This window comes from Bradyrhizobium sp. SZCCHNS2022, assembly GCF_032377575.1.
GTDB classification, from domain to species: Bacteria; Pseudomonadota; Alphaproteobacteria; order Rhizobiales; family Xanthobacteraceae; genus Bradyrhizobium; species Bradyrhizobium aeschynomenes.
In genome coordinates this window covers 7,517,926-7,533,200 of sequence record NZ_JAUHHZ010000001.1, presented here as the reverse complement: position 1 = coordinate 7,533,200, position 15,275 = coordinate 7,517,926, and the positions used below count along the sequence as shown (strand labels likewise).

Here is a 15,275-nt window from a genome sequence, read left to right as displayed (position 1 = left end):
GGGGCCGGGTGCGAATCGTTGCCTGCGACGAGGGACCCGTCCGGCACGGCAGCCCGGCCACCAGTGGAAGATATTCTGCAGCGCCGCGATATCGCCGGATTCACGTCGCAGGGCGCAGGGCCGCCGCCAGCTTCGACACGAACTTGTTGACCCAGAAGATCTTCTTGCTGCCCTTGATGACGACGACGTCGCCAGGTGCAAGCAGCGCCGCGACGTGGCCGGGATCCAGCGTCACCGGGTCCTCGTGCCAGCCCAGCCGCTTCTGCTGTGGCAACTCGTCGAACAGGTGCCGCATCAGCGGGCCGACGCAGTAGACGCCGTCGATCCCCGCGAGATGGCTGATCATTCCCTGATGATAGGCCGGCGCCTCCTCGCCGAGCTCCAGCATGTCGCCGATGATGGCGATCCGCCGCCCCCGGACCGGCCGCGCCTGCAGGCTGTCGAGCGCCGCGGCCATGCTGGCCGGATTGCCATTGAAGCTGTCGTCGATCAGGACGATGTCGCCGACGCTCTGCTCGACGCCGCGGCCGGTCATGATGCCGACGTGGCCAAGCGCCGGCGCCAGCTGCGCCGGATCGAGGCCGGCTGCGGCGACCGACGCCAGCGCCGCCAGCGCGTTGTGCAGGCGATGCGGGGCGCCGGGTGTCAGCAGAAAATCCACATGGCGGCCGGCGATGTCGGCAGTGACGTCCCAGCTTTCGCCGCGGGAGCTGTGCGACAGCTCGCGAACCTCGGCGACGCCGCCGAAACGGACCACCTTGCCGCTCCACTCGGGCGCAGCGAGATCGGCGGGAAGCACCAAAATGCCGTCCGCCGGCAAGCCACGCGCGATCGAGACCTTCTCCTGCCGGATCGCCTCGAGACTGCCGAGCTTTTCCAGATGCACGGGCTGCACATTGACCACCAGCGCCACCGTCGGCTGCGACAGTTCGGTCAGCCGCGCGATCTCGCCCTTCTGATTCATGCCCATCTCGACCACCCAGACGGACGCATCCGGATCGGCATTGCACAGCGTCAGCGGCACACCCCAGAAATTGTTGAAGCTCGACGGGCTGGCTGAAGCGCTGGGATAGGCCGCGATGAATTCCTTGGTCGAGGTCTTGCCCGCGCTCCCGGTCAATCCGATCACCGGCCCATGAAAACGCGCCCGTGCCGCACGCGCGAGCGCCCACAACCCATCGATCAGCGTATCCGCCACCACGAGCTGCGGCACCGCGACGCCCTCGATCCGACGCGGCACGATCATTGCGACGGCGCCGGCCAGTTCGGCATTCGCGGCAAACTCCCAGCCGTCACGGCTCGAGGCGAAGCTCGAGACGAAGCCGCCGCTCGGGGTCCCGCTCAGCGCAACGAACAGGCTGCCGGGCTTCACGGCGCGGCTGTCCTGCGTGACGAAGTCGATCGGCGTCTCCGGATAATCGCCGGTGAGGCCGAGCGCGCGTGCCGCCTCGGCCACCGTCCACAGCGCCTTCGTCATGATGCCCTCGCTGCCAATGCGTCCGCGACCGCTTCATGATCGCTGAAGTGCAGCACCGTGCTGCCGATGATTTGTCCGGTCTCGTGGCCCTTGCCGGCGATCACCAGCGCATCGCCCGGCTTCAGCTCGCCGATCGCGGCCCGGATCGCCTCGGCGCGATCGCCGATCTCTCGGGCGCCTGGGGCCGCGGCCAGGATCGCGGCGCGGATCGCCGAGGGATCCTCGCTGCGCGGATTGTCGTCCGTGACGATGACGCTGTCAGCTTCTTCAGCGGCAATCGCCCCCATCAGCGGCCGCTTGCCGGTGTCGCGGTCACCGCCGGCGCCGAACACCACCACAAGCTTTCCTGAGGCATAGGGCCGCACGGCCTGCAGCGCCTTGGCGAGCGCGTCCGGCTTGTGGGCGTAGTCGATGAAGATGGGCGCACCATTGTGCTCGCCGACCAGCTCGAGCCGGCCCTTGGCGCCCTCGAGCCTCTCGAGCGATTCAAACACTGCCTGGGGATCACTGCCGGTGCCGATGGCAAGGCCCGCCGCCACCAGCGCATTCTCGACCTGGAACGCACCGACCAGCGGCAGCCGGACCGTCGACATGCGGCCGCAATGCTGCAGCTCGAGCTGTTGCGTGAAGCCATCCACCGCGGCGGCCACGAGCCGGATGCCCTCCCCGGTCCCGTCGCCGCTCGTCCCGACCGTCATCAGGCGAAGCCCGCGCGCTTGCGCCGCCGCGATGACCTCCGGAGAGCACTCATGATCGGCCGAGATCACGGCGGCACCGCCGGGCGGAACGAGATCGCGGAACAGCCTGAGCTTGGCACTCAGATAGTGCGCGAGGTCCGGATGATAATCCATGTGGTCGCGCGACAGGTTGGTGAATCCACCGGCCGAGACCTTCACGCCGTCGAGCCTGAATTGATCGAGGCCATGCGAGGAGGCCTCGAACGCCAGATGCGTGACGCCGTCCCGGGTGATCTCGTCGATCTGCCGATGCAGCGCGATCGGATCGGGCGTGGTCAGCGAGCCGTAGACGGTGCGCTTGTCCGACACGAGGCCGACGGTGCCGATGCTGGCCGAGCTGTGGCCCAGCATCTGCCAGATCTGCCGGGTGAAGGCGGCGACCGAGGTCTTTCCGCTGGTGCCGGTGACGGCGGCGATGGTGGAAGGCTGGCGCGGGAAGAAGCGCGAGGCGGCGAGCGCCAGTGCCCGCCGCGGGTTCGCCAGCGTGATGAAGGGAACGGACAGCACTGATCCTGGCGCTGCGGCGCCAGCTACCGCGACCGCACCGGCAGCGATCGCAGCGGTGATGAAGCTGGCGCCGTCGGCCTTGGTTCCCGAGAGTGCGAAGAACAGATCGCCGGGCCGGACGGCGCGGCTGTCCACGGCAAGGCCGGAGACTTCGACGGCGGCGATCTGCGGGGCGAGCTCCGCCTGATCCCCGAAGAGGTCGTGAAGTTTCATCCTGGTCCCGTACCGGTTCTGGCCCGCCCGGGCGGCGGAACCTGCAAAGCCGACGATTCGCGGACGGCTTACTGTGTCAGCCGCGATGCCGCAAGAATTTGGCGGTCGGACGGCGGCAGGTCGAAACGGGGCTCGATGCCGAGCAGCGGCCCGATCCGGGAGATCACATTGCCGGCGGTCGGCACCGCGTTCCAGCCGGAGGTGATGAAGCCGTAGGTTTCCTTCAGCGGCTGCGGCTCGTCGAGCATGATCAGCAGCTGGTATTTCGGCTTGTCGGCCGGGATCACGGCGGTGAAGAGGGTCAGCACCTTCTTCTTGGCGTAGCGGCCGTTGATCACCTTCTCGGCGGTGCCGGTCTTGCCGCCGATGTAATAGCCCTTCACGTCGGCCTTGCGCGCGGTGCCGACCTCGGCGTTCAGACGCATCAGATAGCGCATTTTCTCCGAGGTCTCCGGCTTGATCACACGCTTGGCGATCGCCATCGCCTCGGCCTCGGTGCGCTTCATGAAGGTCGGCGGGATCAGATAGCCGCCATTGACCAGCGCGCTGACGCCCATCACGCCCTGCAATGGCGCCACCGCCATGCCATGACCGAACGCGATCGTGACCGTATTCAGCTCGGCCCAGCGCTTGGGCAGGATCGGCGAGGCGCTCTCAGGCAGCTCGGTGCGCAACCGGTCGAACTGGCCCATCTTGCGCAGGAACGCCTTGTGGCCCTCGACGCCCTGCGTCAGCGCGATCCTGGCAGCGCCGACGTTGGAGGAGAAGTAGAACACCTCCTTCATGTTGAGGAAGCGTCCTTTCGGCTCGTCGTCATGGATCGTGAACTTGCCATAATGTAGCGGCCCGCGCGCATCCCACAGCGAGTTGAGATCATATTTTCCGGTGTCGAGCGCCATCGCCAGGGTGAACGCCTTGAAGGTCGAGCCCATCTCGTAGACGCCGGTGGTCAGACGATTGATCCGGTCGGGATCGTGCGCCTCCTTTGGATTGTTCGGATCAAAATCCGGCAGCGACACCATCGCGATGATCTCGCCGGTCCTGACGTTGACGACGAGACCGGAGGCTGCCTTGGTCTTGAACTTCTCCTTGGCCTTGAGCAGTTCGTCGCGCAGCGCATGCTCGACGCGCAGGTCGACCGAGAGCTCGATCGGCCGCTGCAGACGGTCGGTGGCGAAGCCGGCGCGATGCAGGTCGGCGAGGCCCTGATTGTCGAGCCACTTCTCCATGCCGGCGATGCCCTGGTTGTCGATGTTCACCAGGCCGATCAGGTGGGCCACCTCGTTGCCGGTCGGATAGACGCGCTTGTTCTCGCGCAGGAACCCAATCCCCGGCAGACCAAGGCGATGGATGTCCTGCTGCTGCTTCGGCGTCATCTCGCGCTTGAGCCAGACGAAACCCTTGCGCGACATCAGGCGGTCGCGCACCTCGCTCGTATCGAGATCCGGCAAGGTCGCCGTCAGCAGCTCGATGGCCTCGTCCTTGTCGATCAGGCGGCGCGGCTCGGCGAACAGGCTCGGCGTCTTGACGTCGGTGGCAAGCACGGCCCCGTTGCGGTCGACGATGTCGGGCCGCGCCGTCGCGATGGCGTCCTGCTGCGCGGCACGACGCGCGCTCGGCCCGTCGGAGCCGACCGCAAACATCACGAGCCGGCCGCCGATGATCGCGTAAACCGCGGCGAAGGCGATGATCGCAAGCCCGATGCGGGCACGCGCCTTGGCGGTGCGATCGACGTCGCGCCCGTACAGCAGCGTGCGTACCAAGCGCTGGCGCCAGGGTTCCTGTGACTTGACCTGGGGCCGAAGCTGATCGGTCATTGCTGATCCTCCGGGCGACGCACCGATCCGGTCACGGGGGGCTCTTCATTGATCGCGTCGATGGCATCGATCATCGATCCGATCGGATCCGGATTGTCCGGGCGCGTAAACCGCGGCGGCCGCTCCGGGAGATTCTTGAGGCTGTCGTACTGCGTGGCGTTGAGCGGCTTCAGCGGCAGATGCCGCTCGACCAGGCCCTGCAACCGGAGCGGCGCATCGAGTTTGGCCCATTCCGAACGCAGGAGAGCGATGGCCTCGCGCTGCTCGCGAATCTCGGCGCGGAGTTGCAGCACGCGTTCGACGCGCGCGGTCGATTCCATCTTGATGCGGTAGACATAAGCGGCCGCGAAGATCAGCGAGCAGATCACGACCAGATGGAGGAGGCGCATCGGTCAGCCTCCCCGCAGGACAGCGGCCAGACGCGGCCATGGAGAGGACTTCGCTGCGACATGTGTCGGCGCAGCCGTGCGCTCGGCGCCGCGCAGCTTGGCGGAGCGCGCGCGCGGATTGGCCTCGGTCTCGGCCTCGTCCGCCACGACCGGTTTTCGGTTGAGCAACTGGAAGCTCGGCGCCTCCTGCGCGATCTCCGGCAGATGGCGCGAGCCGCCGCCGGTCTTGCTGCGCTCGGCGAGGAAGGTCTTGACGATGCGGTCCTCGAGCGAATGGAACGAGACGACCGCGAGACGGCCGCCCGGCGCAAGGATGCGCTCTGCTGCCGACAGCGCCTGTTCGAGTTCGTCGAGCTCCTCATTGACGAGGATACGCAGCGCCTGGAACGTCCGGGTGGCCGGATGGATGTCGCCCGGCTTCGACCTGACGACCCGCGCGACGAGATCGGCGAGTTGCCGCGTCGTGGTGATCGGCTGCTCTTTCCGCGCGGCGACGATGGCGCGGGCCACCGCACGGGAGTGGCGTTCTTCGCCGAAGATGTAGATGACGTCGGCCAGATCGCGCTCGGAGGCCTGCGCCACGATATCGGCGGCGGTCGGCCCCTGCCCTCCCATGCGCATGTCGAGCGGGCCATCGAACCGAAACGAAAAGCCGCGCGCGGCGGAATCGAGCTGCATCGATGACACGCCGACATCCATCACGATGCCATCGACATGGCCGAGACCTTGCGCAGAGCAGATGTCGGCCAGTGCAGAGAAACGGTTCTCCACCAGCGTGAGACGGCCGCCTGCCTCGGTGAGGAGATCGGCACCGCCGGCAATCGCGGTGCTGTCGCGGTCGATCCCGATCACCCGTGTTCCCGGCGTGGCCAGGATCAAACGCGTGTAGCCGCCTGCGCCGAAGGTCGCATCGACATAGGTTCCGCCGGCGCGCGGTGAAAGCATCTCGACCGCTTCAGGGCCGAGCACCGGGACGTGGCGCTGGTCAGCCGTGCTCACGCGGCTTCCCCACAGGAAATCCGCCGATCCGGACTGACTATGCTTGGCTGCGAGCCCATCGCGCCTTCGATCCTCGCGCCCCGTCAATTCGCCCAACCATCGCCCAGAACGGCCGACGGTCAGCCCCACAAATGCCCGGCCCCCAGCACGCGAACTCCGTGCCGGGGCATTCCCCCGTTGATCAGCGACCAAGTGCTGCCGGATGCCCCCGGCAGCACTCGGTACGGTAATATCCCGTGCAGGACCTTGCATATGGCGGCTTGCCGTCTCGAAAGCCGGCTCGGCTCTTCACCACTTAGTAACGGCGTTTAGCGTTAACAAACCGTTGACGGTCTGTGGCGGATATGAGGCACTTGGACCGGGCCGACAGCGCGAGCGCGGAAGAAGCGATTGCCCTGCGAGCCGAGCTCGCTCGACGGACCCTCGATGATTCTCGGCGCGTTTGCGCAACGGTCGGATCAATATGACGGGCCGGCATGCGATTTCGATTGCGGCTGGGACATGTAAAAGAGTAGTGCCTGCCCATATTCGATTTGAGCCATTGCCCTTGCCGCCCGCTTCGAGTCGTTCATGCCAAATTCCACCGACAAGCCGGAATCGAAGCGTCCCCGTGCGCTGCCGATCCCCAAGGGCGTTTCAGACCTGCCGATGTTCACGCCGGATTCGTCGATCGCATCCGACGTGATCCCGTCGGCGAACTTCGGCGAGCGCAAGGGCGGCCGCCAGCCGGACATGGTCATCCTCCACTACACCGGCATGCCGGACGTCGAGGGCGCGATCACCAAACTGTGCACCGCCGGCACCGAGGTGTCGGCGCACTACATCGTGCTCGAGGACGGCCGCATCGTCCAATGCGTGCCCGAGGCGCTGCGTGCCTGGCATGCGGGGCTGTCGTCCTGGGGCGGCGAGGAGGACATCAACTCCTGCTCGATCGGCATCGAGATCGTCAATCGCGGCCATGACTGGGGCTACCCGGACTTTCCGCCACGGCAGATCGCCGCCGTGATCGCATTGTGCCGCGGCATCATGCTCCGCCGCAACGTGCCCGCGCATCGCGTGCTCGGCCATTCCGACGTCGCCCCGTCGCGCAAGAAGGATCCGGGCGAGAAGTTCCCCTGGCACTCCCTCGCCAATTCCGGAGTCGGCCATTGGGTGCAGCCGGCGGCGATCACCAAGGGCGAGACGCTGAAGCTCGGCAGCATTGGCGATGACGTCAAGGGCTTGCAGAAGGCGCTCGCCAAGTACGGCTACGGCGTGCCGATCACCGGCAAGTTCGATGGTCTCACGATGGAGGTCGTGACCGCGTTTCAACGGCACTTCCGTCCCGAGAAGGTCGACGGCATCGCCGACCGCTCAACCTTGTGGACGCTGCATGCCCTGCTGACGAGTCTGCCGGCGGACGAGCCGCCGCCGCGAGCGTGAGCGATCACGTCTCAGCGTCGAGCTCGGCGAGCCGGCGCGCGTAGAGACGCTTCAGCGGTACGAGCTGCGTCGCATCGCTCGCCTCATAATAGGCCACGCGCGCCTCGTCGCGCTGTCCGAGCCGCCGCAACAGATCGGCGCGCACGGCCGGCAGCAGATCATACTGTTTCAGGCCGCCGCGCGCCGCCAGCGAGTCGACCAGCGCAAGCGCGCGCGCCGGGCCGTCGACCATCGAGACTGCCGCTGCATGATTGAGCTCGATCACCGGCGATGGCGCAATTCGCAAAAGCACCTCGTAGAGACCGACGATCTGCCGCCAGTCCGTGTGCTCGTAGCTCGACGCCTGCGCATGGAGCGCGGCGATCGCCGCTTGCACCGTATAAGGCTGCGGTCGTCCTTTCACGGCCAGCGCGCGTTCGACCAGGGCCAAGCCTTCGCCGATCTGCGCGCGATTCCACGTGGAGCGATCCTGGTCCTCGAGCAGGACGATGTCGCCCGAGGCATCGGTGCGCCCGGCGCGCCGCGCGTCGTGCAGCAGCATCAAAGCGAGCAGACCCGAGATGTCGGCGGCCTCCGGCATCAGGTCCCGCACGAGACGGCCGAGCCGGATGGCCTCGCGCGCCAGATCGTGTCGGATCAACGCGGAGCCGGAGGTCGCGAGATAGCCTTCGGTGAATACGAGATAGATGACCGTCAACACGCCGCGCATGCGCTCATCGAGGGCGTCGCGACCGGGCACCTCATAAGGGATGCCGGCGAGACGGATCTTCTGCTTGGCGCGCACCAGGCGCTGCGCCATTGCGTCCTCGCTGGTGAGGAAGGCGCGGGCGACTTCCGCCGTGGTGAGGCCGCACACCGTGCGCAGCGTCAGCGCAACCTGCACCTCCGGCGCGAAGGCCGGATGGCAACAGGTGAAGATCAGCCGCAGCATGTCGTCATCGAGATCGGACCGCGCCGTGTCCTCGTCTTGGAGAGCGTCGCGCTCGATCGCATGGATGATCTCCTGTTCCTTGTCGCGGAAGCTGCGCTGCCGCCGGATGCGATCGATGACCTTGTTGCGCGCGACGTTCACCAGCCAGGCCCGCGGATTGGCGGGGGCCTCTGACCCCCGCCAGGTGATCAGCGCAGCGGCGAACGCATCCTGCAACGCGTCCTCGGCCAGATCGAAATCGCCGACGAGCCGGATCAGGGTCGCGAGGGCGCGGCCCACTTCGTCGCGGAACACATTCTCGATTGGATCTGGCGTCATCCCGTCTGGCCGTCGCGCTGGCGTCAATGATTGTACTGCCAGACCGGCCTGACCTCGATCGAGCCGAGGCGCGCGCCGGGAATGCGCGCGGCAATGCCGATCGCCTCATCGATGTTCTTGGCCTCGATCATGTAGTAGCCGCCGAGCTGCTCGCGCGTCTCGGCAAAGGGTCCGTCGGTGGTGAGGATCTTGCCGTCGCGCACCCGGACGGTCGTGGAGGTCGAGGTCGGCTGCAGCCGGTCACCGCCCTTGTAATTGCCGGTCGAGATGATCGATTGGGTGAAGGCCTGATACTCCGCGAGCATCTTGCCTTCGGCTTCCTTCTCCATCTTCGCGTATTCGACCTCGTTCAGGTAGATCATCAACAGGTACTGCATCGGACTTGCTCCTCTCTTCGGCTGGATCGCCGACATCCAGTCGAACGGCGTCGACGCGGAACGACACGCGCAGGATAATATTTTTTGACCGCGCGGCGACGGCTTGACGCGCCCGCGGCAAAGCCCCATTCACAGCGCATCAGTCGGCCGGACGGCCGCTCCGGCAGGTGCCGAAAGGCCGCCGGGGAGGAAAGTCCGGGCTCCATCGACATGCGGTGCCGGATAACGTCCGGCGGGGGCGACCCCAGGGACAGTGCCACAGAGAACGAACCGCTTCCTCCCGCAAGGGAGGCAGTAAGGGTGAAAAGGTGCGGTAAGAGCGCACCGCGGGGCCGGCAACGGAACCGGCATGGTAAACCCCACCGGGAGCAAAACCGAATAGGGACGGCCACGCGGAGACAATCGTTTCGACGATGACGTCCGCGGGAGCGATGTCAGGCTCGCCGTCCGGGTAGGTTGCCCGAGGTCTCGCGCAAGCGCGATCCCAGAGGAATGGCCGTCACGTATCGTCATGCGCAAGTGTGGCGGTGCCCTACAGAACCCGGCTTACAGGCCGGCTGATATGTTCATGAGGGGCTCGGCGCAGATGGCGCCGGGCCCCTCACCATTTTAGCCCGCAGCCGAGAGCTGGCCGAACTCGGTGGCCTGGCGCTCGAACAGGCCGCGGTAGAGACCACCGGGCCGGCCGACCAGCGTGGCGTGATTGCCCTGCTCGACGATGCGGCCGCGGTCGAACACCAGGATGCGGTCGAGGCTGCGCACGGTTGCCAGCCGATGCGCGATCACGATCGCCGTCCGGCCCTTCATCAGCCGCTCCATCGCCTCCTGGATCAGTGCCTCCGACTCCGAGTCGAGGCTCGAGGTCGCCTCATCCAGAATCAGCACGCGCGCATCCGCCAGGAACGCCCGCGCCAGCGCCACCCGCTGCCGCTCGCCGCCCGAGAGCTTGACGCCGCGCTCGCCGACGAGCGTGCCATAGCCCTTGGGCAGCCGCATGATGAACTCATGCGCGTTGGCGAGCCGCGCCGCGTGCTCGATCTCGGCCTGGCTGGCGCCGGGGCGACCATAGGCGATGTTCTCGGCGAGCGAGCGGTGGAACAGGATCGGCTCCTGCTGCACGATCGCGATCTGGCTGCGCAGCGAATCCTGTTTCGCTTGCGCAATGTCCTGCCCGTCGATCAGGATCCTCCCGCCGCTCACGTCGTACAGCCGCTGCACCAGCTTGACGAAGGTCGTCTTGCCGGAACCGGAGCGCCCGACGAGGCCAATGCGCTCGCCCGGCCGGATGTCGACCGACAGCCGGTCGTAGAGCGGAACGCGATGGCCGCCATAGTGGAACGTCACGGCATCGAACACGATGTGTCCGCCGGTCACCGTCATCGCCTTGGCTCCCGCGGCATCGACGATGCCGATCGGCTCGCCATGGATCGCCACCAGTTCGTCCATGTCGTTGACCGCACGCTGCAGGTTGTTGATGTGCATGCCGACATCGCGCAGATACGCGTGGATCACGTAGTAGCTCGTCAGCACATAGGTGACGTCGCCCGGTGAGGCCCTGCCCGCCATCCACAGCAGCACGGCGCCGCCGATCACTGACGAGCGCAGGCACAGCAGCACGCCGAGCTGCACGGCGGCGGTCGTGTTGTAGCGCAGCCAGGTGCGGTTGACGCGCCGGGACCAGCGGTTGACGACGCGCATCAGCCGACCGTCCTCGCGGGCCTCCGCCCCGAACGACTTCACCACCGCGTTGCAGCTCAGCGCATCCGCGAGCGTTCCGCCGACCTTGGTGTCCCAGGCATTGGAAATTCGCGCGGCCGGCGCGATGTAGCGGGTCGAGAACACGACCGTCATCGCGACGTACAGCACGGCGCCCACCGCGATGACGCCGCCCAGCGCGCCCCAATGCAGGCCGAGCAGCACCATCGAGCCGAGCAGCACCGACAGCGACGGCAGCAGGGCCAGCAGGATGGTGTCGTTGTAGAGGTCGAGCGCCCACATGCCCCTGGTGATCTTGCGCACCGTGGAGCCGGCGAAGCTGTTGGCGTGCCAGTCGGTGGAGAAGCGCTGCACGCGCACGAAGGCCTCGCGCGCCACGTCGGACATGATGCGCAGGGTGAACGGCACGATCAGTTGCAGGCCGGACAATCGCAGCACGATCGAGGCGAAGCCGAGCGCGACGATGGCGGCGAACGCCACCAGCGCGCTGTGACGGGCATCGGCATTTGATGGACCGAGCGTCAGGGCATCGACGAGTTTGCCGGAGAACAGCGGCATGAACAGGTCGGCGGCGGTGGCGCCGAGCAAGGCCACGGCGATGCCGAGCGTCATGCGCGGCTGCTTCAGCCAGTGGCGGGTGACGAACGGGATCACGACGCGGATGGCGGCGGGACGCTTGTCGGCCTTCAGGCCGGAGACGTTGATGGTCATGGCATCATCCGGCCGCGCTCGCGGGCGACGGGCCGGCTCCAAATGAGGCAGACGCGACACTGCGCGCGGTCTGCGAATGAACTATCAGGCGTTGGGAAGTGAAGTGGCGGCGCTCAATGCGAGCGGCGGAACACCAGGACCGGCATCGACCGCGCGGGCGTCGAGAGCACGAGGGTCGAAAGCGCGAGCATCGACCGGGTGCATGCGGTCTGCAGATGCGATGTGGTCATGCAGATCTCCCCGGTTCGAGCGGCAATTCGTGTTCCATACCATCGCTGTTATGATTTGGCAACCCGCGCTCCTCGCGCGGGCCGCTCACGTCAATGTGCGTCGCCGCCGCCGGCCATCGGCGAGCTCGGCTTGTTGAGCAGCATCACCATGAAGCTGAGCGCGATGTAGAAGCAGGTCAGCATGAAGAACGCGTCGCCATAGCCCATCACCACGGCCTGGCGATGCACGATCTGCGTCAGCTGCTTCATCGCCATCAGCGCCGAGTCGCCCATGCCCTGCAGCTTCTGCTGCAGCATGTTGAGCGTCTCGACCGCGGTCGCGTTGCCCCAGTTCACGCGCTCGTGCAGGCGGGAGATGTGCAGATCGGTGCGATCGTTCAGCACCTGGTTGATCACGGCGAGGCCGACGGCGCCGCCGAGATTGCGCATCAGGTTGAACAGGCCGGACGCGTTCTTGACGCGCTCCGGCGCCAAGGTGCCGAGCGCGATGTTGTTGGTCGGGACCATCGCGCACATCATGCCGACGCCGCGCAGCACCTGCGGCACGAACAGCTCCCAGAAGTCATAGTCGCGGGTGATGCCGGTCATCTGATAGGAGCCGATCGCGAAGATGACGAGGCCGAAGGCGATGATCAGGCGCATGTCGATCTTCACCATCAGGCGGCCGACCACCGGCGCCATCAGGAACATGGTGACGCCGGAGACGAACATCGTCTCGCCGATCATCAGCGCGCTGTAGCCGCGCACTTCGGCGAGATAGCGCGGATAGATGTAGGTCAGGCCGTAGAGGCCGATGCCGATGCAGAACTGCAGCAGGCAGCCGACCGCGAAATTGCGGTCGCCGAAGGCGCTGAGATCGACGATCGGCTCCTCGGCCGTGAGCACGCGCCAGAAGAAGCAGACCGCCGAGACCGCGCAGACCGCGGCGCAGACCGCGACCGACGTGTCCTGCAGCCACTCATGCAGCGGCCCCTCCTCCAGCACGTATTCGAGCGAGCCGAGGAAGCCGGCCATGAACAACAGGCCCCACCAGTCGAAGCGGTCGAGCAGCGCAAAGTTCGGCTGGTCGAAATCGACCAGCGCCAGCACGCCTGCCGTGATGATGACGCCCGGCACGATGTTGACGAAGAACAGCCAGTGCCACGACATCGCATCGGTGATGTAGCCGCCGACCGTCGGGCCCACGGTCGGGGCCAGCGTCGCGACCAGGCCGATGATCGGGCCGACGATGTGGAACTTGCTGCGCGGAAACACCGTGTAGGCCGAGGCGAACACGGTCGGGATCATGCCGGCGCCGAGGAAGCCCTGCAGCGCGCGCCACAGGATCATCTGCTCGATCGAGGAGGCGAAGCCGCACAGGAAGCTCGAGATCGTGAAGCCGGCCGCCGAGATCGCGAACAGCAGCCGCGTGCCGAGCGCGCGCGACAGGAATCCGGACAACGGGATCGCGATGACCTCGGCGATCAGATAGGCGGTCTGCACCCACGAGACTTCGCTGGAGCTGGCCGACAGCCCGGCCTGGATCTCGCTCAGCGAGGCCGAGACGATCTGGATGTCCAGGATCGCCATGAACATGCCGAACACCATGATCAGGAACGCAAACAGCCGCCGCGGCGCAATGCGATCCGACGGCGCCGCGGGCGCGCTCATGGTGGGATTGGCTGTGGTGGCGGTGGCCATGGTCTAATTAGTCCGCTTGGGTCAAGGACCGCGCCGCGAAAAATGGTGCGCTCCCCTCCCCCCGCGCGAAGCGAAGCTTCGCTAGGCGGGGAGGGGTCGGGGGTGGGGGTCCCCAACGGCGGTCTCGCCCGGAGTACCCCCCTCCCCAACCCTCCCCCACAAGGGGGGAGGGAGCTCACTGTCGATGCCGACGCATCTTCGTTCAACGTCGACTGCAGAATCGATATATCTGCAGCCTTAACGTCCAATCAGCTAACTACTTCCCCTGCACCGTCGCCGGTGCGTCGAGGTCGGCGTCGTTGTCGGCATCCTTGGCGCCGTCGGTGGTGTCGACCGTCACGTAGACCGACATGCCGGCGCGCAGCAGGTTCTGCCGCGCCACTTCCTTCGGCACGCGGATGCGGACCGGCAGGCGCTGCACGATCTTGGTGAAATTGCCGGTGGCGTTGTCGGGCGGCAGCAGCGTGAACACCGAGCCTGATGCCGGCGAGATGCTGTCGACCACGCCCTTGAAGCCGCGCGCGCCATAGGCATCGACCTTGATCGTCACGGGCTGGCCCGGACGGATGCGCTTGAGCTGGGTTTCCTTGAAGTTCGCATCGATGAAGACGTCGTCGAGCGGCACGACGTTGCCGAGCCGCTGGCCGACCGCGACGAAGTCGCCGGTGTTGACGAGACGGTTGGAGAACGTGCCGTCGACCGGCGCGCGCACGGTGGCGAATTCCAGATCGCGCTCGGCCTTGGCGAGCGAGGTCTTGAGCTCGGCGAGCTGCGCCACTGCCTCCGTCTGCTGCGCCTTGGTGACCTCGACATTGTCGCGCGCGGCATCGAACGCGGCGCGGGCGGCGCGCACGGCGGCCAAGCCCTGGTCGCGCGCGGCCTCCGACTGCTCGAAGGTGGCGTGCGAGGCGAAGCCCTTGCTGCTCAGCGCCTGCTGGCGCTCATAGTCGAGCCCGGCGCGCTTCATCGCCGCCTCGGAGGAGGTCAGATTGGCCTGCGCCTGCTCCACCGCGCTCTGCTGCGCGGCGACCTGACGGCCGATGCGCGCGATGGTCGCCTCCTGGGTGGCGATCTTGCTGCGCGCGGCGTCGACCGCGATCTTGTAGTCGCCGTCGTCGATGCGGAAGATCACGTCGCCCTTGCGCACCGCCGAATTGTCGCGCGGCACGATCTCCTGGATGTGGCCGGAGACGCGCGCGCCGAGCATGGTGTTGTTGGCGCGGACATAGGAGTCGTCGGTCGAGACCATGAAGCGGCCGACCAAGAAATAATGCGTGGCGTAGCCAGCGACGGCGAGCGCCAGCAGCAGGCCGATGCCGGCGAGCACACGCTTGCGCTTGCCGGATTTGGGCGGGGCAGCCGGCGCGGCCTGCGGCTTCTCTCCGGCCGGGGCCGCCGCCGGCAGATCGAGTGGAGCTTCGGTGGTCACGTCGGCCTTCGGCTCGACGGCCTTTGCATCGGCCGGCTTGCGCGGAGCAGCGTCATGCGTGCGGATCGCCTCGCGTGTCCCCTGACCCGGCGCATCCTCCGATTCCGGACGGCGTGCCCGCACAGCCTGTTCTCTCGCAGCAGCCATCAGCCACTCCCACCCATGACAACGGAGCCGCCCCGGCCCCGCAAAAAAATCCGACCGAACCGTTCGGTCAATTCACTTCTATCATTGACCGAACCGTTCGGTCAATTTATATCTTCGCTACCGCAACATATCCGCGCAGATGCTTGTGTGACGTTGGCGCCGGCCAAATCTTCGG

Annotated in this window: 11 protein-coding genes and 1 other RNA gene; 2 read left to right on the top strand and 10 right to left on the bottom strand. The window is 66.7% G+C overall.

The features are described 5' to 3' along the window. Positions 1-100 precede the first annotated feature (100 nt). The 5 genes from murF to rsmH form a co-directional block, all read right to left on the bottom strand. Positions 101-1,477, bottom strand: a complete 1,377-nt coding sequence (murF, locus tag QXZ94_RS33630) for a UDP-N-acetylmuramoyl-tripeptide--D-alanyl-D-alanine ligase (RefSeq protein WP_315725725.1) — start codon at positions 1,475-1,477, stop codon at positions 101-103. Next, on the bottom strand, positions 1,474-2,934 hold the full coding sequence (locus tag QXZ94_RS33625) for a UDP-N-acetylmuramoyl-L-alanyl-D-glutamate--2,6-diaminopimelate ligase (protein WP_315725723.1): 1,461 nt from the start codon (positions 2,932-2,934) through the stop codon (positions 1,474-1,476). The genes murF and QXZ94_RS33625 overlap by 4 nt, the downstream gene beginning before the upstream one ends. Positions 2,935-3,002: 68 nt before the next feature. Beyond that, positions 3,003-4,751, bottom strand: a complete 1,749-nt coding sequence (locus tag QXZ94_RS33620) for a penicillin-binding protein 2 (RefSeq protein WP_315725721.1) — start codon at positions 4,749-4,751, stop codon at positions 3,003-3,005. Beyond that, complete coding sequence (locus QXZ94_RS33615) at positions 4,748-5,140, bottom strand: hypothetical protein (RefSeq protein ID WP_172111048.1); 393 nt, start codon at positions 5,138-5,140, stop codon at positions 4,748-4,750. Before QXZ94_RS33615 ends, QXZ94_RS33620 begins: the two co-directional genes overlap by 4 nt. A 3-nt stretch (positions 5,141-5,143) precedes the next feature. Next, complete coding sequence (rsmH, locus tag QXZ94_RS33610) at positions 5,144-6,139, bottom strand: 16S rRNA (cytosine(1402)-N(4))-methyltransferase RsmH (protein WP_315725719.1); 996 nt, start codon at positions 6,137-6,139, stop codon at positions 5,144-5,146. 570 nt (positions 6,140-6,709) lie between these two features. On the opposite strand from rsmH, the gene QXZ94_RS33605 reads away from it, so the two are divergent. Further along, on the top strand, positions 6,710-7,561 hold the full coding sequence (locus QXZ94_RS33605) for an N-acetylmuramoyl-L-alanine amidase (protein ID WP_172179602.1): 852 nt from the start codon (positions 6,710-6,712) through the stop codon (positions 7,559-7,561). A 4-nt stretch (positions 7,562-7,565) separates the two neighbouring features. Here the strand turns inward: QXZ94_RS33605 and QXZ94_RS33600 are convergent, their stop codons facing one another. Together QXZ94_RS33600 and QXZ94_RS33595 are read right to left on the bottom strand one after the other, a co-directional pair. After that, entirely contained in the window at positions 7,566-8,810 is a 1,245-nt protein-coding gene (locus tag QXZ94_RS33600) for an RNA polymerase sigma factor (RefSeq protein ID WP_315725716.1), read from the bottom strand. A gap of 23 nt (positions 8,811-8,833) precedes the next feature. Next, on the bottom strand, positions 8,834-9,187 hold the full coding sequence (locus QXZ94_RS33595; protein WP_172111052.1) for a YciI family protein: 354 nt from the start codon (positions 9,185-9,187) through the stop codon (positions 8,834-8,836). 139 nt (positions 9,188-9,326) lie between these two features. Between QXZ94_RS33595 and rnpB the strand changes: the two genes are divergently transcribed. Further along, an RNA gene (rnpB, locus tag QXZ94_RS33590) (RNase P RNA component class A) lies at positions 9,327-9,752 on the top strand. A gap of 44 nt (positions 9,753-9,796) precedes the next feature. Here the strand turns inward: rnpB and QXZ94_RS33585 are convergent. The 3 genes from QXZ94_RS33585 to QXZ94_RS33575 all read right to left on the bottom strand — a co-directional run bounded on the left by QXZ94_RS33585 (position 9,797) and on the right by QXZ94_RS33575 (position 15,100). Then, positions 9,797-11,614, bottom strand: coding sequence for an ABC transporter ATP-binding protein (locus QXZ94_RS33585; RefSeq protein WP_315725713.1), 1,818 nt, complete (start codon positions 11,612-11,614; stop codon positions 9,797-9,799). Between the two features lie 320 nt (positions 11,615-11,934). After that, positions 11,935-13,524: a DHA2 family efflux MFS transporter permease subunit gene (locus QXZ94_RS33580; RefSeq protein WP_315725711.1), complete on the bottom strand. Its 1,590-nt coding sequence runs from the start codon at positions 13,522-13,524 to the stop codon at positions 11,935-11,937. A 256-nt stretch (positions 13,525-13,780) separates the two neighbouring features. Next, on the bottom strand, positions 13,781-15,100 hold the full coding sequence (locus QXZ94_RS33575) for an HlyD family secretion protein (RefSeq protein ID WP_315725709.1): 1,320 nt from the start codon (positions 15,098-15,100) through the stop codon (positions 13,781-13,783). Positions 15,101-15,275 lie beyond the last annotated feature (175 nt).